At 64.0% G+C, this 19969-nt stretch carries 17 protein-coding genes; 14 read left to right on the top strand and 3 right to left on the bottom strand.

Annotated features, from left to right (window positions below; translation table 11 throughout):
• The first annotated feature begins 35 nt into the window (after positions 1-35).
• A complete protein-coding gene (locus tag M8523_RS14845; protein ID WP_282585665.1) occupies positions 36-1013 on the top strand; it encodes a substrate-binding domain-containing protein in 978 nt (325 codons plus the stop codon).
• Positions 1014-1547: 534 nt separating this feature from the next.
• On the opposite strand, the gene hydA is transcribed toward M8523_RS14845, so the two are convergent.
• The gene (hydA, locus tag M8523_RS14840) at positions 1548-2978 is read right to left on the bottom strand and encodes a dihydropyrimidinase (RefSeq protein WP_282585664.1); all 1431 of its coding nucleotides are present in this window, start codon (positions 2976-2978) and stop codon (positions 1548-1550) included.
• A 332-nt stretch (positions 2979-3310) separates the two neighbouring features.
• Here hydA and M8523_RS14835 point away from each other — a divergent pair, with 332 nt between their 5' ends.
• From M8523_RS14835 to M8523_RS14805, 7 genes are read left to right on the top strand one after another with little or no spacing between them, the layout of a single operon-like run.
• The gene (locus M8523_RS14835) at positions 3311-4726 is read left to right on the top strand and encodes a substrate-binding domain-containing protein (protein ID WP_282585663.1); all 1416 of its coding nucleotides are present in this window, start codon (positions 3311-3313) and stop codon (positions 4724-4726) included.
• Between the two features lie 24 nt (positions 4727-4750).
• Positions 4751-5605 carry an ABC transporter permease gene (locus tag M8523_RS14830; protein ID WP_282585662.1) on the top strand — a complete coding sequence of 285 codons (855 nt, stop codon included), beginning with the start codon at positions 4751-4753 and terminating at the stop codon, positions 5603-5605.
• 10 nt (positions 5606-5615) lie between these two features.
• Complete coding sequence (locus tag M8523_RS14825) at positions 5616-6440, top strand: ABC transporter ATP-binding protein (protein ID WP_282585661.1); 825 nt, start codon at positions 5616-5618, stop codon at positions 6438-6440.
• A complete protein-coding gene (locus M8523_RS14820; RefSeq protein WP_282585660.1) occupies positions 6437-7294 on the top strand; it encodes an ABC transporter permease in 858 nt (285 codons plus the stop codon). The genes M8523_RS14825 and M8523_RS14820 overlap by 4 nt, the downstream gene beginning before the upstream one ends.
• Positions 7291-8604 carry an amidase gene (locus tag M8523_RS14815; protein ID WP_282585659.1) on the top strand — a complete coding sequence of 438 codons (1314 nt, stop codon included), beginning with the start codon at positions 7291-7293 and terminating at the stop codon, positions 8602-8604. Before M8523_RS14820 ends, M8523_RS14815 begins: the two co-directional genes overlap by 4 nt.
• 10 nt (positions 8605-8614) lie before the next feature.
• On the top strand, positions 8615-9373 hold the full coding sequence (locus M8523_RS14810) for an aspartate/glutamate racemase family protein (RefSeq protein ID WP_282585658.1): 759 nt from the start codon (positions 8615-8617) through the stop codon (positions 9371-9373).
• Entirely contained in the window at positions 9360-10217 is an 858-nt protein-coding gene (locus M8523_RS14805; protein ID WP_282585657.1) for a 6-bladed beta-propeller, read from the top strand. Before M8523_RS14810 ends, M8523_RS14805 begins: the two co-directional genes overlap by 14 nt.
• Before the next feature lie 123 nt (positions 10218-10340).
• Here M8523_RS14805 and M8523_RS14800 read toward each other — a convergent pair whose 3' ends face one another.
• A complete protein-coding gene (locus M8523_RS14800) occupies positions 10341-11090 on the bottom strand; it encodes an SDR family NAD(P)-dependent oxidoreductase (protein WP_282585656.1) in 750 nt (249 codons plus the stop codon).
• A gap of 409 nt (positions 11091-11499) precedes the next feature.
• On the opposite strand from M8523_RS14800, the gene M8523_RS14795 reads away from it, so the two are divergent.
• Genes M8523_RS14795 through M8523_RS14785 form a run of 3 tightly spaced genes read left to right on the top strand, consistent with a single transcriptional unit; the run spans position 11500 to position 14075 of the window.
• On the top strand, positions 11500-12258 hold the full coding sequence (locus M8523_RS14795) for an SDR family NAD(P)-dependent oxidoreductase (protein WP_282585655.1): 759 nt from the start codon (positions 11500-11502) through the stop codon (positions 12256-12258).
• Between the two features lie 9 nt (positions 12259-12267).
• Complete coding sequence (locus tag M8523_RS14790) at positions 12268-13167, top strand: polysaccharide deacetylase family protein (RefSeq protein WP_282585654.1); 900 nt, start codon at positions 12268-12270, stop codon at positions 13165-13167.
• On the top strand, positions 13164-14075 hold the full coding sequence (locus tag M8523_RS14785) for an allantoinase PuuE (RefSeq protein ID WP_282585653.1): 912 nt from the start codon (positions 13164-13166) through the stop codon (positions 14073-14075). The genes M8523_RS14790 and M8523_RS14785 overlap by 4 nt, the downstream gene beginning before the upstream one ends.
• Before the next feature lie 2 nt (positions 14076-14077).
• Here M8523_RS14785 and M8523_RS14780 read toward each other — a convergent pair whose 3' ends face one another.
• Complete coding sequence (locus M8523_RS14780) at positions 14078-14749, bottom strand: GntR family transcriptional regulator (RefSeq protein ID WP_282585652.1); 672 nt, start codon at positions 14747-14749, stop codon at positions 14078-14080.
• A 246-nt stretch (positions 14750-14995) separates the two neighbouring features.
• On the opposite strand from M8523_RS14780, the gene M8523_RS14775 reads away from it, so the two are divergent.
• The 3 genes from M8523_RS14775 to M8523_RS14765 are packed head-to-tail and all read left to right on the top strand — an operon-like array spanning position 14996 to position 19921.
• Positions 14996-16333, top strand: a complete 1338-nt coding sequence (locus M8523_RS14775; protein ID WP_282585651.1) for an aspartate aminotransferase family protein — start codon at positions 14996-14998, stop codon at positions 16331-16333.
• Positions 16330-18339 carry a hydantoinase/oxoprolinase family protein gene (locus M8523_RS14770; protein ID WP_282585650.1) on the top strand — a complete coding sequence of 670 codons (2010 nt, stop codon included), beginning with the start codon at positions 16330-16332 and terminating at the stop codon, positions 18337-18339. The genes M8523_RS14775 and M8523_RS14770 overlap by 4 nt, the downstream gene beginning before the upstream one ends.
• Positions 18329-19921 carry a hydantoinase B/oxoprolinase family protein gene (locus tag M8523_RS14765; RefSeq protein WP_282585649.1) on the top strand — a complete coding sequence of 531 codons (1593 nt, stop codon included), beginning with the start codon at positions 18329-18331 and terminating at the stop codon, positions 19919-19921. Before M8523_RS14770 ends, M8523_RS14765 begins: the two co-directional genes overlap by 11 nt.
• Positions 19922-19969 lie beyond the last annotated feature (48 nt).

The raw sequence follows: 19969 nt of genomic DNA, 5'->3' as shown, positions 1-19969 counted from the left end.
CAACCGGCCCTCACCACATGCAAGGGAGAACCACCATGAACTATCTGCTTCACGCCGCCACCATCCTGGCCGGCGCGACATTGGCCACGGGGGCCTGGGCGGCCGACGGCAAGCCGCTCGCGAAGGATTGCGGGCCGAACAACGACTACGTGATCGGCTTCAGCCAGGCGAATTTCAAGGAACCCTATCGCGAGCACGTCAACCACGAGCTTGAACGGCTGGTGAAGAATTACCCTAAGTTCAAGATCGTCATCGCAGACGGTCAGGCAAGCGTGAACACGCAGGTGAGCCAGGTCGAGAACTTCATGACCCAGCAGGTCGACCTGCTGATGATCTCCCCCTTCGAGGCGGCCCCACTGACCCCGGTGGTCAGCCAAGTCTACAAGAAGGGCGTACCGGTCATCGAACTCGACCGCAAGACGACCGGTGACGCCTACACGGCCTTCGTGGGCGGCGACAACCGCAAGATCGCCAAGGAAGCCGGCGAATGGACCGCCAAGACGTTGCTACCCGATGGCGGCGAGGTCGCGATCCTGGAAGGCCTACCCTCTTCCTCGCCGGCCATCGAGCGGATGGAAGGGTTCAAGGAGGGCATTGCGGGCAATCCCAAGATCAACCTCGTCGCCACCCAGCCGGTCGACTGGATGGAGGACAAAGCCGTCACGGTCTTCTCGGCCATGCTGCAGGCCCATCCGGACATCAAGGTTGTCTACACGTCCAACGATCTTGCGGCGGCCGGCGCCTATATCGCGGCCAAACAGGTTGGCAAGCAGGATCAGGTGAAGATCATCGGCACCGATGGTCTCCCGGGCCCCTCGGGCGGCATACGCTCCGTCGCCGACGGACAATGGGCTGCGACCTACACCTATCCGACCGGGGCCGCCGAAGCGTTGGAGCTCGCCAGGAAAATCCTGATCGATTGCGCCACCGAGGTGCCGCGCAACGTAACGGTGCCCAGCCAACGGATCGACGCGGCGAACGCGAAGGAGATGTACGGCAAGGAAACCTTCTGACGAGTTGTAACCTGCGCCACCAATCAGAAAGCGATCCCACGCACCAGAAGCCCCAAATCGGCCAGTTCCAAGCGGGCCTTTAACGTTCGGAACTGGCGAGAGACGGGTCGGTAAGCGCCTTAAGCTGCCGCTGGCCGGTCACCGTCTTGCTGACATTGCCGATCTGAGATGCGGTGGTCTGCCGTCGACGCGAAGGCGCTGGTAGCTATCGATTCACAGCTGATTGGAGCAGCAAGCCTCGAAATGGACGTTGCATAGCTTTGTTCGAGTTGAACACTTCGCGCATCGCTCAGCTCCAGAGCTTTGTCACTTAGATCGGCCGCAACAACGTCGTGCATCATCTGCAGCCGGGAATTTGCGCTCAAGGGTTCGATCTTCTTCTGGAAATACAAGGAATTATCGGCGTTAGCGGCTCCCGCAACTCGAGCCATAGTGAATACACTCGATCCAGACGTCATCACCGTATTTCTCGGAAGATGGCCTTGGTTCAGCAAGTGACGTGCCGTAGCACCATGGCGGCGGACAAATGCGCGGTCAGGCCGCCGAACCGCCGGTTGGCACGGCATAGGGCGACAGCCCACGCCGCAGAAACTTGCCGCTGGTGGGGGCACCGAGAATGCGCCCCTCCTCCATCACGACATCACCGCGCAGCACCGTCATCACCGGCCAGCCCCTGACGGCAAGCCCTTCATAAGGTGTGTAGTCGGCGCCGTGATGGAGGATGTCCTGCCGGATCGTCTCCTTGCGGTTCGGATCCCACAGCACGAGATCGGCGTCGAAGCCTGGCGCGATCGAGCCCTTGCGCGGATAGAGGCCGTACATCTTGGCGTGGTTGGTCGAGGTCAGCGCCACAAATTCGTTCAGCCCGATACGCCCCTCGCTGACGCCCTTGCTGAACAGGATCGGCAGTCGGGTCTCGACGCCCGGAATGCCATTCGGCACCCAGCGAAATGAGCTGCGGCCCTTGGCCGACAGCTTGCCCTTCGGATCGTCATAACGGAAAGGGCAGTGGTCCGACGAGAAGGTCTGGAACACGCCGCCGCGCAGCCCTTCCCAGATCGCGTCCCAGGAGGCCTCGTCACGCGGCGGGGGCGAGCAGACATATTTGCCGCCCGTCTCGTCCATGTTCAGGCCCTTCATGTCGTCGGCCGTCAACGCGATGTACTGCGGGCAGGTCTCGCCGTAGATCTTGAGGCCGCGCTGCTGCGCCCAGCGGATCTGCTCCATGGCCTGCCGGCCCGAGACGTGGACGATCATCAGCGGCACATCGACGAGTTCCGCATGGCTGATGGCCCGGTGAGCGGCCTCGCGTTCCACCAGTTCGGGCCGGGACACGCCATGATAATAGGGTGCCGTCTTGCCAGCCCGCTCCAGCCGCTCGACCATGAACTTGATGGCGTCGTAGCCTTCGCAATGAACCATCACGAGCGCGCCGCAGCCGCGTGCGCAATCGAAGACGTCGAGCAGCTGCCGGTCGTCCAGCACCATATCCGCATAGGTCATGAAAACCTTGAACGAGGTGTAGCCGTCGGCCACGAGCGCGGGCAACTCCTGGCCCAGCAGCGTCGGTGTCGGATCGCTGATGATGAGGTGGAAGCCGTAATCGCAATAGCTCTGCCCCTCGGCCTTGGTGTGATAGTCCTGCACGACAGCCCGAAGATTCTTGCCGCGCGGCTGCACCGCGAAGGGGATCACCGTGGTGTTGCCGCCCGCGATGGCCGAACGCGTGCCGCTCTCGAACCCGTCCGCCATGACGGATTCGCCCGAGGGCTGGGCCAGATGGACGTGGCTGTCGATGCCGCCCGGCATCACGAGCAGGCCCGAGGCATCAATGACCTTGGCGCCGCTCTCGAGCCTGTCGGCCACCGCGCCGATGATCCCGTCGCGGATGCCCACATCGGCCCGCACGGTATCGGCGGCCGTGACGACAGTGCCGCCTTTGATGATCAGATCGAAATCAGCCACGGTGAGGTCCTCCTCACGGTGAGGCCAGCAAAGACCGTTCCAGCTGCACGTCGGCGCGGGGACGCAGCGGCGAGATCACCCCATCGCGGCGACCGCTGTTTCCTTGCTCTTCGGATCCGCCTCTGAGACAGCAGCATCCAGGGTCATCACCGTTGCTCTCTCACCAAGCCGAACGCATGCACAGGGATTGACCGCGTTGGTTGTTTTGCATGCAAAATGCAAAATTGATGTTCTGATGCGCGGTTCTCCCGGCTCCCATACCTCGCTCTCAGCTTCGACGCGAGCAAGTGTCGCGCCGGACGGATGCGCCTGAAACCAGCGATGAGAAGCAAATGGCACGAACGATGCTGCGAGCTTTCGTGACCCCGGACAGACAACCGGCCGAGCCCTCCCTGGGCGACCATCCAAAACAGGTGACCGCCATGCGAATGCAGCCCTCCTTTTCAGCCTGGCGACCTCGCCTCACCGCGACCGTCGCGGCTTGTCTCGCGAGCCTGATGGCCTTCGTCGCGACGCCGTCGCACGCCGAAGACCGCTTCGTCCCGGCTGCCCCCGAACCCGGAACCGACATTCCGGCCGCCACCGTCAAGTTCGGCATGCGGCCCTATGCCGACAACACCTTCTACATCATCGGCATGAAGAAGAACTGGTTCCAGGATGTCGGGATCAGCTTCGATCCGGCGCCTTACGGCCTCAAAGCCAATGATTCCAATGTCACCACGCTGCTGCTCAACGGCCAGCTCGACATCATCTCGGAATTCTGCCCGCTGATGCTGCCGACCTACAAGGACGCGACCAAGCTCAAGTGCATCGGGTTCACCGACAATTTTCTTGCCAACGCGATCCTGGCCAATCCCGCTCTCAAGCTGAAGAGCTTCAAGGACTATATCGCCGAAGGGAAGAGCTTCGAAGACGCACTGAAGGCGGCGCTGGCCCCGATGAAGGGCAAGCAGCTCGTCGGCGCGCCGGAGCTCAGCGATCGGGCCTTCGAGGAATATGTCAACAAAGTCTCGGGCGCCGGCTTCACCCTGCAGGTGCTCGATGACGCCAAATCGCTGGTTCTCGCCAAGGCGGGCCGCGAGAACTTCGTCAATCCCGAGGGCGCGCCCATCGTCTACACGCTGCGGCAGGCCGGCTGGACCGACCTCGTCGACATCGACGACCTCATCAAGCACGGCCCCGGTGGCGTCGCCTCGCCGATCGAGCCGCTGATCGGCATCGTTGGCATCGGCGCGAATTCCGACTACGTGAATGCCCACCAGAACACGGTGCTGCGCTTCATGTCGGTGGTCTGGCGCATCATCGACGAGACCAAGAAGGACCCGTCGCTGTATGACCTGCAGGCGCCCTATCTGAACTCAATGGCCGGAACGAGCCTCGACGGCAAGGGCGTCGAGGAGACCGTGAAGATCCTGCACCCCTTCACGAGCTTTGCCGACGACAAGCAATATTACGACGACGCGTCCGGCACGACGTACTATGCCAATGTCTATTCGGCGATCATCAAGGACTTCGAGGCGCATGGCGTCATCCCGAAAGGCAAGATGACCCCGGACGACTTCGTGTGGGGTGGCCCGATCTGGCATCAGATGGTCGAGTACAAGACCAAGACCGACGACCTGATGGACAAGATGAAGGGCAAGACGCTCGCGGCCGACAAGCAAGCGCTCGCCGATAAGGCCAAGGCCTTCTATGCCGGCTACGACTACCTGGACAGCTACCGCCTGGCCCTCGCGGCCTCGATGTAGCCGCGAGCGCGTGAGCGGCCCAGCATGACCCCCGTCGCGGACAGTCTGCGACCTCGCTTGAGGTCGCATCGCCTCCGCGCGGGGTTGCGCTCGGCCTGGATCGCGCTCGATCCGCTGCGGCTCTTCGGGGTCGTCCTTTTCGTCGGGGTCTGGCAGCTCTGTACCTTGATGCTGCCGCCGATCATTCTGCCCACGCCATGGGGTGTGGTCAGCCGGCTCTCGGCCGATTTCTGGTCGGCCCCTGCCCTCTCGTACTATGGCGTCAGCGAAGCCAATCTCTATGGCAACCTGCTCTACACGGCCGAGAACGTCGTCATCGCCGTGGCGATCGGCGCCGCGATCGGCATCCTGTCCGGATTGCTCTCGGCCCGCTTCGCCCTGTTCCGCGCCGTGGTCGACCCGGTCATGATGACGGCTGGCACCGTGCCGATCCTGATCGCGGCACCGTTCCTGCTGATCTGGTTCGGGGTCGGACGGGCGAGTGCCGTCTGCCTTGTGATCTTCTACGTGGCCGTCATCCTCTACGTCTTCGCCGGCCGCGCGGCCCGCAACCTCGACCCGATCTACGAGCAATCGGCCCGCACGCTCGGCGCCACCTCACGCCGCATGGTGCGCGATATTCTCATTCCCGCCACGGTGCCGGAAATCCTGGGGGGCTTGCGCATCGCGCTCGCCGGCGCCTGGGGACTCGAGGCGATCTCCGAGTTGCTCGGGGCGCAATCCGGTATGGGCAAGGTGCTCGAGGTGCTGGCCGGGGCCACCGATCCGCAGGGCATCATGGCGACGCTGCTGGTGCTCGGCCTGACGGCCATCGTGGCCGACGGCCTGATGGCGCTGGCCGTAGCCCGCATCGCTCAATGGAGCGCACCCGGACGATGAGGAGCCGCGCATGAGTCCCCCCGTCGACCGCCGCATGATCGAACTGGCCAACGTCCAGCGCACGTTCAAACGGGGCGATGGCACCACCGTTCAGGCGATTTCCGACGTGTCGCTCACGGTGCCTGAGGGCGAGTTCGTTTGCATGATCGGCACCTCGGGTTGCGGGAAGAGCACCCTGCTCAGCATGGTCGCCGGGCTGCTCGAACCCTCCGACGGCTCCATCGTGGTCGACGGCCGCGAGATCGACGGGCCGGGCCGGGAGCGCGGCATGGTGTTCCAGAAGGACAGCGTGTTCCCGTGGATGCGGGTGATCGACAATGTCGAATACGGCCTGAAATGCCGCGGCGTCCCAGCCAGCGAGCGGCGCGCCATCGCCCGCACCTACCTACAACGGGTCGGGCTCGCCCATGTCGAGACGGCTTGGCCGCGGGAATTGTCGGGCGGCATGCTCAAGCGCGTCGCCATCGCGACGGTCTTCGCCAATGGCGGCAAGGTTCTGATGCTGGACGAGCCGTTCGGCGCGCTCGACTATGTCACGCGCCACCAATTGCAGGACGTGCTGCTCGATCTCTGGGACGAGACCGGCGGCAAAGCCGCCCGCCGCACCATTCTGTTCGTCACCCATGACGTGGACGAGGCCCTGTCGCTTGCGGATCGCATCCTGGTGTTCGGCACCGGTCGCCTCGTCGATGACCTGCGCGTCGACGCGCCCCGGCCGCGCGACACCGACAGTCTGCTGCAGCCCGACATGGTCGCCATCAAGCACCGGCTGCTTGGCCATCTCGGGCTGGAACGCCCAACCGGACGGGCGGTCGCACGGGGAACGGCGGCATGACCGCCCTCACCCGCCATCGCGATCGTTGGATCTCGCTCGGCGTCTTCCTCGTGCTGGCGCTGATCTGGCAGGTTTTGTCGGTTGTCTACACGGCCGAAGCGCAGCCCGGCGAGCCGATGGTGGCCGGCTGGCAGGTGCTGTTCACCCACACCCTCTTGAGCCTTTCGGATTACTGGCCGGGCGGCTGGGGCGTGCCAGCCGTGTCGGAGGGCGCGCCGCGATCCTATCTGGCCGCCGTTCTGTCCATCGTGGTCCACTCGGCCGACACCATCGGCCGGCTCGCGGCCGGCATGGCGCTCGGCGGCTTCGCCGGTCTCCTGCTCGGCCTCGCCATGTCCTGGTCGCGCTGGACGCGGCGACTTGTCGATCTGCCGATCCAGTTCCTGCGCACGCTGCCCCTGCTCGCCATGGTGCCGCTGTTCCAGCTCTGGTTCGGCACCGACTATATGGGCGAGGTGATGTTCGTGGCCTACGGCATCGGCGTCATCGTGTTTGCCGGCACGGTCAATGCGGTGCGCAACATTCCTCCCATCTATCTCGACAACGCCCGCGCGCTCGGCGCTTCGCAGACGATGCTCTACCGTAGCGTGATCCTGCCCGCGATCTTTCCGGCCATGCGTTCGGTGATCCTGCTCAGCCTCGGCGCCGGCTGGGGCGCGGTGCTGGGTGCCGAATATCTCGGGGCGCAATCGGGCCTTGGCTACATCATCGTCTACGCCCAGCAGTTCGCCTTCCTGGACCGCATGTTCCTGGTGGCGTTGCTGTTCATTCTCTACACCTCGGTGAGCTACTGGGGCATCAGCCGCCTCTCGGCCCGCATGCTGGCCTGGGCGCCGCCGGCGCAACGGCAATGACGGTGCCGTTACACGACTGGACTGCGCGAGAGCTCGTGCGGGCGATGGCCGATGGCAGGGTCAGCGCGGTCGACGTGATGGAGGCGCATCTCGATCGCATCGCGGCGCTTGAATCCTCGGTGCACGCTTGGGCCTTTCTCGCTCCCGAGGCCGCCCTGACGGCAGCGAGAGCGGCGGACGAAAGGCGTTCGGCGGGCATGCCCTTGCCGGCGCTGCATGGTCTTCCGGTCGGTGTCAAAGACATCATCGATACGGCGGATATGCCCACCACTTACGGCACCCGCGTTCACGCAAGTCGGCGCCCAGCCCAAGACGCCACGCTGGTGGCGCGCCTGCGCGCGGCGGGTGCCATCGTGGTCGGCAAGACGGTCACCAGCGAATATGCGCTCTTCGTTCCGGGGCCGACACGAAACCCCCATGATCTCGCCCGCACACCCGGCGGCTCATCGAGCGGCTCGGCCGCCGCGGTGGCGGCCGGCATGGTGCCCGCCGCCCTGGCCACGCAGACCAACGGTTCGACCATCCGGCCCGCGTCGTTTTGCGGCATCGTCGGCTACAAGCCGAGCCTCGGCCTCCTGCCGAGAACCGGAATCCTCCGCCAAGCCGCGATCCTCGACCAACCGGGGCTCATGGCCCGAAGCGTCGACGACGTCGCGCTTCTCGCCCAGGCTCTCGGTGGTCGCGACGAGACAGACGAGCAGAGCTTTGACGCTGAGGTCGTGGTTGACGACGGCCACCGGGCGCTCCGCATTGGTCTTGTCCGAGGCCCCTACTGGTTGCGCGCGGAACGGTCGACGCGCGAGGCCATCGAAGCCTTCACGGCCGGCGCCGCCACTCCGATCGAAGACGTCGAGCTCCCATCGGACTTTGCGACGGCGGCCGAGGTCCTGACCCTCATCATGGAAACCGGCATCGCCGAAGCCTACCGGGCCGATGCCGAAACGCATCGCGACCTGATGCCGGACCTCGTGCTCAAGACCATCGACCGGGGACGATCCCGATCGGCTGTCGATCTGCTTCGCGCGCTCCAGACCCGCAGCGATCTGCGCCTGCGCTTCGACGCCATTGCCGCGCCCTACGATGCGCTGATCACGCCAGCCTCTGTCGGCATCGCGCCATTGGTCGTCGATGGCACGGGCGATCCCCTCTTCGCCACGCTGTGGACCCTGCTCGGCGTCCCCTCCATCAGCCTGCCCCTCTTGAAGGGGGAGAACGGGCTGCCGCTCGGCCTGCAACTTGTCTCCCGCTCGCGCAACGACGCGACGCTTCTGCGTGCAGCCGCACAGCTGCTGCTGTCCCCTCCCCACTAAAGTTCCGCCCGTGCCGCGCATCCTGCTTCTCAATCCCAACACCACATCGTCTGTCACGACGCTGATGATGGCGGCCGGGCGCGCCGTCGCGAGCCCTGGAACCGAACTCGTGCCGCTGACAGCGTCGCGCGGCTTCCCGTATATCGCCACCCGGGCCGAAGCCCAGGTCGGTGGCGCCGTGGTGCTGGAAATGCTTGCTGAAGCGCACCACACCGTCGACGCCGCCATCGTGGCGGCCTTCGGCGACCCTGGGCTTCTTGGCGCGCGCGAACTCTTCGATATCCCAGTGGTCGGCGTGTCCGAGGCGGCCATGCTGACCGCCTGCATGCTCGGCCAGCGCTTTGCCATCGTGACGTTCACACGCGCCTTATGCCCCTGGTTCCGCGATTGCGTCGACCTGCACGGGCTCGCCGGCCGCTGCGCCGGCATTGTCGCGCTCGAAGGGCCGGTACCGTCGATCGATGCCGTTCAAGACCAGAACGAGCAGCGCCTTGTGGCGCTCGCACAGGAGACCGTGCGCGCGTCAGGCGCCGACGTGCTGATCTTCGCCGGCGCGCCGCTCGCGGGTCTCGCGGCCAAGGTCGTCGACAGGCTGCCGATTCCGATCGTCGATCCCGTCGCGGCGGCGGTCAAGCAGGCCGAACTGCTGGTCGCGCTTAATCCGCGCAAGGCTGTCGGAGGAGGCTTCGCTCGTCCCGGCCCGAAATCCTCGATCGGGCTCCCTGCCCCGCTCACCGACCGCATGAGTCACGCCGATGCCCAATCCTGATCGCACCGTACCGGAAACCGGCATGATCGTCCTCGCGGGACGTCGCTACACGGTTCTGCGCAATTTCGGGGATCTGCCAGCGACGATCGCGCCGGCGCGGGTCAGCATGGTCGCGGTCGACAGTCATAGGCGCGTTCACGTGCTGCGCCGGGGCCCCGCGCCGGCCGTCGTCTTCGATGCGGACGGCCGGTTCCTGTATTCCTACGGCGAAGGTCATGTTTTCGATTCGCACGGGATTACGATCGATCACCAAGACCGCGTCTTCATCGTCGATCGCGACGCCCATCAGGTCCTGTGTTTCAACCTTCAGGGCGCCCTCCTCTTCGCCCTCGGCGAGCGCCATCGGCCGTCGTGGGAAGATCCGTTCAACCATCCGACCAAAGTCGCGGTGGCGTCCGACGGAGACATCTACGTCGCGGATGGCTACGGCAACGCCCGCGTGCATCGCTTCGACCGCAACGGCACCCTGCGCTCCTCCTTCGGCAGCATCGGCCATGGTCCGGGCGCCTTCATGACTCCGCATTCGATCCTCATCGACAGCCATGACCATGTTCTCGTCTGCGACCGCGAGAACGATCGCGTGCAGGTGTTCGACCGGCAAGGGGGATGGCTGGCCAACTTGGATGGCCTTTGCCGCCCGATGGACCTCTGTGCCCTACCCGACGGCACGATTCTGGTCACTGATCAGGTTCCGAGTCTCACCGCATTCTCCCCCGACGGCGTCCGCCTCGGCCGGGCCCGCCCATCCCTCAACGGCGCCCATGGGATTGCGGCCGACCCGCACGGCGGCCTCTATCTCGCGGAGATAGACCCATCGTCCATCAGCAAACTGACGCTTGTTTGAGGTCGCGACCGCAGAGAGCGAGATCGATCTCGGCTCTATTCGTTTGAGCACTGCTTGGCGCCGCGTGAGAATCAAGTCTGCCTCAGGCGTTGGTCAAGGCCAAGGATGCCTGGGACGGTCAGGCTACGACATGAAGCTTCCACCGTTCACGTGGATCGTCTGCCCCGTCATATAACTCGAAGCATCACTGGCCAGGAACGTGGCCGTGGTTGCGATTTCCTCGGGTCGAGCTATGCGCTTCATGGGAAGCTGCGCGCCGATCTCAATCAACTCCTCCTCGGAATGACCGAAGCGTGGCTGTGCCGTGTCCGTCCAGCCAGGCGCGATGGCATTCACGCGGATGCCGAAATCGACGAGATCCGTGGCCATGCCGCGCGTTAACGAGACCACACCGCCTTTCGAGGCGCTGTAATGGGCCGAATTGGCGCCGCCTTGAACGGAGGCTGACGCCATGTTGATGATCGCTCCCGTCTGTTTTGCGGCGACGAGGCGCCGGGCCACGGCCTGAGCCAGAAAGCAGCTGGCTTTCAGGTTGATGGTGTGAACGGCGTCCCAGGTGTCTTCCGTGAGCTCGAGGAAATGGGCGCGCGGGAAAATGCCGGCGTTGTTGACGAGAAGATCGATTGTGCCAATGGCCGCTTCGGCGCGGCTCGCGAGGCCATCCAGTGCTGGGATGTCGGCGACATCGCCTTGCAGGATGACGACCTTGACCCCGAACGTCTCGCAGGTCCGCGCCACGTCAGCGGCGGCCTCTTGTCCGTCGAGATAGTTGATGGCCACATCAGCACCCTGGCGGGCGAATTCGATGGCGATCGCGCGACCGATACCTTGCTGAGCGCCGGTGACTAACGCTTTTCGTCCCGCGAGTTGCATGTCCGGTGATCCCTGCCCTGAAGACCTCTGCGTCTCGGCGGCCGTCGTTTGGCGGCCGACATGATCGCTCACGACGGTCCGATCTCACCGAGTCCAAGCAACCGCTACGCCAATCGAAGTGAGAGAAGCACGAAGGTGGTAACCCGCATCGCATTTGGCCCAGCTTCAGGGCTAGCACCGCCACCGCATCGCATTGCCTGTCAGGGCATGAAGCTCCACGCTCATCGCCTCCGACAAGCCGCCGAGGTGCACGAAAGTTGATATCTGATCACATTGCCGAGTTTGAAAGCAATGTATGCCGGTCTCGTACGCATCGTCACGCTGCTTTCTACGAAGATGTCGAAGCTTACGACTTGGCGTCGCTTTTGCTGCTGCAAAGATCTCGCGGAGTGATACGGGAATCTGACCCATGCCAAAAACCTTCGACCTCACCGGCCGAAAGGCCCTTGTCACCGGCGGGAGCCGGGGCATCGGGGCCGCCGTCGTCGAGATCTTGTGCGCACACGGCGCCCAGGTCGCATTCTGCCATGTCGATGACGAGGCAAATGCCATGGCGCTGATCGAACGGCTCTCGACCGTCGGCGCCTCGGTTCATGGCCGTGCCTGCGACGTCGCCGACGAAGATCAGGTCGCGGCCCTGGCACAATGGGCGGAAGCGACGCTCGGGCAGGTCGACATTCTGGTCAATTGCGCCGGCATTGGCGGCCATTGTGCCTTTGGCGAACTCACGATCGCGGCCTGGGACCGAATGATCGGCGTCCACCTCCGCGGCACATTCCTCGTCACCCATCATTTCTTCGACAAGATGGTGGCCCGCAGATGGGGCCGGATCGTCAATTTCTCGTCGCAGCTCGCCTACAAGGGGGGCGGCGGCATGGCACATTATTGCGCCGCCAAGGCGGGCATTCTGGGGTTCACCCGGGCCCTCTCCTATGAAGGCGCGCCGCATAACGTGCTGGTCAATGGCATCGCGCCGGGACCGATCGAAACCGACATGCTGAAAGGCCTGTCGGACGAATGGCGAGCGGCGAAAATGGGGGAACTTCCGATCAAGCGGTTCGGCGAGCCCGACGAAATGGCGCCGACCGTGCTGATGCTGGCCTCGGAGGCCGGCTCCTATTATGTCGGCCAGACCTTGTCGCCGAACGGCGGCGACGTGATGGTCTGAGAGGCACTCATGGCACTTCCTCCGGCACAAGCCATTCGTGACCGCCTCTCCTACCAACCCATCGCGACCCGACCGAGATTGCGCCTGCCCGGCGGGGCCAGGGTCGCCGTCTGGACCATCGTCAACGTGGAGAATTGGAGCCCGACCGATCCGATGCCCCGGGCCGTGCTGCCGCCCCCGATGGGGCAGCCGCTGCTTCCCGACGTTCCAAACTGGGCGTGGCACGAATACGGGATGCGGGTCGGCTTCTGGCGCTTTCTCGAGGTGCTGGGCGCCCGCAATCTGAAGGCCAGTTTCGCTGTCAACGGTACGGCTTGCACCTTGTATGAGGAGGCGTGCCGGGCGGCATTCGATGCCGGATGGGATTTCATTGGCCATGGTTATGTGCAGCGGCCGATGCACAAGGTGGATGACCAACGGGCTGCGATCCGGGACACGATCGATGCGATCCGGGCTTTGACCGGCAAGGCGCCGCGCGGTTGGGAAAGTCCGGGCCTCACCGAAACCGCAGAGACACTCGACCATCTTTCGGAAGCCGGAATCGAGTATGTCTGCGACTGGTGCCTCGACGATCAGCCGGTGATGCTGCGGGCGTCACCCCGCCCCGTGGTCTCCGTGCCTTATTCGGTCGAGATCAACGATGTGGTCATCACGGCCGTACAGGGACACCGGTCGGACGAGATTTTCCTGCGCGGTGTCGATCAGTTCGATCAGCTCTACAAGGAGGGAATCGATCAGCCGCGCGTCATGGCGATCTCGATCCATCCCTACCTGACAGGTGCGCCACACCGGATCAAATATCTTGAAAAGCTCTACGACCATATCCTCGGACATGAGGGCGTCGTGATGTGGACCGGGTCCGAAATTCTCGATTGGTACCGCGGCCAGATTGGGAGCGAAGCGCCATGAAAGCCCCGCCCGGAGGGCCGGTGCGCGACTTTATTGGCTATGGCCGCCGACCTCCGCATCCGCGCTGGCCGGGCGACGCACGGCTCGCGCTGAATATCGTTCTCAACGTGGAAGAAGGCTCGGAGCCTTCCGTTCCGGATGGGGACGACGCGAGCGAAACCGGTTTGACGGAAGGCGGGGGCGGAGGCTTCGAAGGTCGTGATCTCGCCGCGGAATCCATGTTCGAATACGGGAGCCGTGTCGGCTTCTGGCGCATTCTGCGGATTCTCGAAGAGCGCGGCATGACCGCGACCATGTTTGCCTGCGCGCTGGCGCTTGAGCGCAATCCCGAGGGAGCCGCAGCGATCCGTGACGGCGGTTACGATGTCTGCTGCCACGGCTATCGCTGGGAACGGCATCAGCCGATGAACGCCGAGCAGGAACGTGCGCGGATCGACGCGGCGGTCGCGAGCCTCACCAAAACCATCGGACGACGACCGAGCGGCTGGTACTGCCGCTATGGACCAAGCGTCAACACGCGCCGTCTGCTCGTCGAGGAAGGCGGTTTCGTCTACGATTCGGACGCCTACAATGACGAACTGCCTTATTGGACGAATGTCGACAAACGTCCACATCTCGTCGTGCCCTATAGCCTCGCCAACAACGATGTGAAATTCGTGCGCGGCGGAGTCGCCAAGGGCGAGGACTTCTTCGTTTTCTTGCGAGACGCCTTCGATCTCCTATATCGCGAAGGCGCGGAAGCCCCGAAGATGATGTCCATCGGGCTCCACTCGCGCATCATCGGCCACCCTGCCCGCGCGGCAGGTCTCGAGCGCTTTCTTGATCATGTGGCGGCCCAACAGGGCGTTTGGATCTGCCGTCGCGAGGAGATCGCGCAGCACTGGATCACCCATCACCCTGCAGCATGAGATCAGGCTGGAACTGAAAGCGCAAGCGCGCGACGCTCGTAGGCCGCGGCCGCCGCCGGCCACGCCTCCGTCAAATCGGCGATGCGGGCCTGGAGAACCATGTCGAGGCGCGCAAGATTGCGGGAGCGGACACAAGCCAGGATCTCGCTGCCTTCGATCGGCAGGCGGCTCATTCGATGCGGCATGAATTCGAAGAAGGATGCGGACGACAATTGCCAGGCCCGGTCCCAGAGCTCCTGAACATGCTCGCGAAGAAACGCATTAGGGGCGAGCGACATGAGCTCGGTGTGAAAATTGCGGTTGATGCGGGCGAGTACGACCGGACGCTCGATCTCCTTCTTCATCTCGGACAGGAAGTGTTCCATGCGACCGCAGGACGCGTCATCGTGAAAAGGGGCGGCGCTGAGACAGGCGCGCGCTTCGAGATGAAGACGCACCTCTTCGATATTCCAGGAATGCTGAAAGGAGAGTTGCGCGACCTCTGCGCCGCGATGCAGATGCATGACCACGAGTCCATCGCGCTGGAGCAGTCGTAACGCCTCCCGAATGGGCATTTCGCTCAGGTCGAGTTCCTTGGCGAGATGCGAAAGCCGCAGCCGCTGCCCCGGCTGCAAGTGCCCGTCGAGGATGTTCCGGCGCAGGCTTTCGTAGGCGTGGTCGGTCTTGGAAAACATGAATCGAGGTCCGCGCGATCGGCTGTGACCACATGAGACAGAGTTTGCGCACAGCCGCAAGCCTCTCGACCGCGCGTTCCGCTGCAAATAAAAGCGAGCATCTGCACATCGGATAGTCTTTGAGACGATGTCATCTGCCTATTTTTTACAGTTGAACATACTGACTTCATAGGATCTGATATGAAATCAGATAGAGGTTCAAGCCGAGTGTTCCTGTTGGCGAGCCTATCTTGAGCAGACGAACGGATGACACCGCACTTCACGCCTTCCAGCAACACCGCAAGATCGCAGGCGCTATGGGAGCGGGCCCGCAAGGTTGCGCCCATGGGGGCGCAAGGCGAGGGAAAGTATTACGCGCCCTATCCCCACTTCATTGAACGTGGTCGCGGCGCTTATGTGTGGGACGCCGACGGCAATACCTACGTCGACTATTGGAACGGCGCAGGTCCTGGCGTGCTTGGTCATGCCGACCCCGTCGTCGAGCGGCGTGTTGCGGAGACCATTGAGACACAAGGGGTGGTCTTCTGCGCTCCAAACGCGCTGGAAGTCGAACTCGGGGAAACTCTCTCTCGCATCATTCCCTGTGCGGAGATGTCGGCCTTCCTGAACGCGGGCTCCGACGTGCTGTACATGGCCGCCCGGCTTGCCCGCGCCGTCACAGGCCGCACCATCCTGGTCAAGTTCGCTGGATCCTACCATGGCTGGTTCGAGGACCTGCTGTTCAATGTCTCGTCTTACGAGAAGCCCGCGGACAATCGCGGCCTCTACGCACCTTTGTCGGAATCGATTGGGACGAACACGTCTGCCGCTTGCATCAGAGTGCTCGATTTCAACGACATGGCCGCGGTCGAGCAACTCTTCGAAACCGAGGGCGACAATATCGCGGGTCTCGTGGTCGAACCTGTCATGCACGGGCCGTTGACGGGCTGCATCACACCGCTTCCAGGTTTTCTCGAACGCCTTCGCGAGCTTTGCACGGCCCACGGGAGCCTGCTGATCTTCGACGAAATCCTCACCGGCTTTCGGCATCACATCGGCGGCGCCCAGGCCCTGCTCGGCGTGACGCCAGACCTTGCGGCATTCGGCAAGGCGATCTCCAACGGTCATCCCATCGCGGCTTTGTGCGGGCCCCGCGCCGTGATGGAGCAATTGGCCCCGGTCGGCCGAGCCTTCTTTTCAGGCACCTACAACGGCAACGTCGCCTCGGTCGCGGCCGCTCTCGCGACGATCGAGCGTCTGTCTGACGGAAGCGTTTTCGCGCATATCGCCGCCATGGGGGCCAAGCTCGGCGACGGCCTCAACGCAATCTTCGATCGCTACGGGATCGAGGCGAATGCCCGGGTATTCGGGTCCGTCGTCGCCCTGCATCATTCGAACCGGACCTTGCATTCCTTCGGTGATGTCTGGCGGCATCACGACATGTCGTTCGCGTCTGAGCTTGCGACGTTCATGTTCGACAACGGTCTCTACGCCAAGCCGCGCAAGACGCAGCGCCTTCTGGTGTCCGGTGCCCACACGGCTGCCGACATCGACCGGACGCTCGATGTCTTCGATCGCTTCTATGTCGGGAGGGCCGCGGCATGAAGCGCGTCGGCATCGATATCGGCGGGACGTTCACGGACATCGTCGTCTTCGACGAAGAGACGGGCGCCGTGACCCGTTCCAAGACGCCCTCGGTTCCGAGCGCGCCGGAACAGGGGTTTATGACGGCTCTCAGCCTCGCCGAGGTCGCGCTCGATCAGGTGCGGACCTTGGTGCACGGCACCACGATCGTCACCAATCTGATCTTGGAGCGCAAGGGCGCCAAGGTGGCTCTGATCACCACCAAGGGGTTCCGCGATATTCTCGAAATCATGCGCGCCACGCGTCCGTTGCCATACGATCTTGCGTGGCGCAAACCGCAACCGCTCATCCCGCGCTCCCTTTGTTTCGAGGTGGACGAACGGTTGATGGCCTCGGGCGAGGTTGCGACCCCGATCGATCGGGCGGCGGTCGAGGATGTGGTTCGCAAGGTTCTCGCGGAGGGAGTCGAGGGCATCGCGGTCAGCTTGCTGCATTCCTATCGCAACGACAGTCATGAGCGCCTCGTGGCCGACGTCATCCGGTCGCTTGCGCCCGACATGCCGCTGTCGGTCTCGTCGGTCGTGTGCCGGGAGATTCGCGAGTACGAGCGCACCAACACGACCGTCGCAAACGTCTACGCCATGCCTCGCGTCCGCCGCTATGTGGCGGCGCTGCGCGATCGTGTCGGCAGCGCCGGCCTCGTGAATTATCTGAGCTCGGAAGGCGGCTTGCAGCCCGGCCAGGAAGCCTCGGACCGCCCCGTCTCGCTCTGCGTTTCGGGGCCGGCTGGCGGCGTGCTGGGCGGTGCGTTCGTTGGACAACTGACCGGCCGCAAGAACCTCATCACGGTCGATATGGGGGGCACGAGCTTCGACGTCGCCGTCATCCGGGACGGCCGCTTCGAACTGAAGAACACCTTCGAGATCGAGTGGGGCCTGCCGGTCAAGACGCCGACCATCGACATCAAGACGATCGGTGCGGGCGGGGGCAGCATTGTCTGGGTCGATGAGGGTGGCGCCCTGCAGGTGGGCCCACAAAGCGCGGGTGCCGAACCGGGTCCCGCCTGTTATGGACGCGGCGGCACGGCCTGCACCGTCACCGATGCCAATCTGGTGCTGGGCCTGATCAAGGAAGACGGTCTGATGCCGCTTCATCGCGATCGGGCGGAGGCAGCGCTCAGGAGCATCGCCGATCGGTTCGGATTGAGCGTCCAGGATGCGGCCGCCGGCATCTATCGGGTGGTGAATGCCAGCATGGCCTCGGCGATCCGGCAGATGACGGTCGAGAAGGGTATCGATCCGCGCGAGTTTGCCCTGGTTCCGTTCGGGGGCGCGGGCGGTCAGCATGCCGCCGTTCTCGCGGCCGATGTCGGGATTTCGGAAATCCTCGTCCCCACCATGGCCAGTGTCTTCTCCGCCTATGGCATGGTCAGCGCCCCGATCAAGATCTCCCGCTCGCGCACCGTGATGGCGGCGCTCGACGATCTGCGATGGACGGACCTTAACGACATCTTCGCCGATCTCGCTTCGGATATCGCGTCGGTCGAGAGCGGACGAAGCGCCGAGACGCGCCGCTTCGAATATAGCCTCGACATGAAATACGCGAAGCAGGCGCACGAGATCAACGTGTTGATCGAACCGGACTGGTCGCCGAGCCAGGTCGTCGACGCCTTCGAAGCCCGCCACTTTGCACTTTATGGCACCCGTTTGGGCCACAAGACCGCTGTGGTCACGGCGCGATTGACGGCGGTCGCAGCTCTGCCGCCGCTTGAGCCGCAATCGGGCCACGCCCGTCCCGACCGAAAGCCGAAGCCGGTTCGCACGACGGACATGCCGGGCGTCGGCTCATCGGTCGCGGTGTTCGACCGCACGGAGCTCTGGCCCGGCATGCATGTGGATGGCCCGTGCCTGGTCGAGGAATACGACACCTCGTTCTTCGTTCCGAGCGGGGCGACGGGCCGTGTCGACCCCTACCGCAACCTGATCGTCCGCATCGATGGATCGCAAGGAGCCCCTCATGGCGCTTGATCCGTTCACCACGCAGATCATCCGAAACTTCCTGTTCAGCACGACGGAAGAGATGATCCAGACGACGGTGCTGACCGCTTATTCGCCGACCTTCTCGGAAGGCTTCGACTTCTCCTGCGCGCTGTTCGACCGTGATGGACGCATGGTGATCCAATCGCGCGGCATCGGCGTGCATCTCGGCTCGCTCGTGCAAGCCATGCGGGCCGTCGTGGCGAAGTTCCCCACACCCGAGCCTGGGGATGTCTTCATTACCAACAATCCCTATCTCGCGACCCATCAGTCAGACGTGATGGTCTGCCGTCCGATGTTCCTCGACGGCGCCCACCTCGGCTTCGCGGTCAATATCGGGCACTGGACCGACATCGGCGGCATGAGCCCCGGCGGGTGCGCCGGAACCTCGACTCACGTCGTGCAGGACGGACTCATCATCCCGCTCTCCCGACTTTATCGCGGTGGTGAACTCGTCGAGGAAACGCGCGATTTTATCCTGGCCAATGTGCGGTTGCCCGAGGACGACTGGGGCGACCTGATGAGCCAGATCTCCGCGACCGCCGTCGCCGAGAACCGCCTTCGCGAGCTTGTCGGCCGCTACGGCATCGACGACGTTCTGGCCGGGATGGCGGCAGCGATCGACTATTCGCGCGACCGTTTCCTTGCCCGCATGAGGGATGTGCCCGACGGGGTCTATGAGGCGGAGGACTTCATCGAGGACGATGGCCTGACCGACGCGCGCTATCCCATCCGCGTGAAAGTCACCAAGAACGCCTCGCATTTCCGGGTCGACTTCGCCGGCACGGCGGCGGCGGCTCCGACGCCGATCAATGCCGCCCTGAGTTCAGCACGCGCCGCCGTCTATACCGCCATCATCGCGTTGGTGGACCCTCTGACGCCTGTCAACGCCGGCATTTTCGACCTGATCGAACTGGATGCGCCCGAGGGCAGCATCGTCAATGCGCTCTGGCCGCGTCCCGTCTACGGCTGCACCTTTGAAATGGCGAAGCGGGTGCCCGAAACCATCCTGAAAGCCTTTGGCAAGACGCTGCCCGCGCAGGTGGCGGCCGGCAGCCACGCATCCGGCAACAACCTCGCCGGACGCTCGAAGAACCCGAAGACCGGCGAGGATGTCGTCTGGTACAATTATTACGAGGGGGGTCAGGGCGCCACCGCGCATGCCCCCGGCAACGACGCCGTCTATTTCTGGGGCGAGACCTCCCACAACCAGCCCATCGAGGTGTGGGAGCACAAATACCAGGTACTCGTCGAGCGCTATGGCCTGCGCGATGGTTCGGGCGGCGCGGGCCGACATCGCGGCGGCATGGGCACCGTGCACGAATATCGGCTTCTCGAAGACCACCATCTCTCCGGTCTCGGCGACCGGCACCGCATCGCCCCTTGGGGCCTCGCGGGCGGAGAGGATGGCGCGCCAAACCGCTGGAGCCTGCGCCGCAATGGCGAAACTCGCGAACTCGGTGACGTCTTCGGCCTCAAGAGCCCGTCGAAATTCTACAACATCCCGCTTCTCAAAGGTGACGTGCTGATCATCGAAACGGGCGGCGGCGGCGGCTACGGCCGCTCCGCCTGACCGACACCAAGGGGAACGCGCTCGAGAGCTTCAACCACCATTCATCAG

It is taken from the genome of Lichenifustis flavocetrariae (genome assembly GCF_026130545.1).
GTDB classification, from domain to species: Bacteria; Pseudomonadota; Alphaproteobacteria; order Rhizobiales; family Beijerinckiaceae; genus Lichenihabitans; species Lichenihabitans flavocetrariae.
The sequence above is the reverse complement of the archived record's forward strand: the minus strand, read 5'-3'. Positions and strand labels throughout refer to the sequence as shown.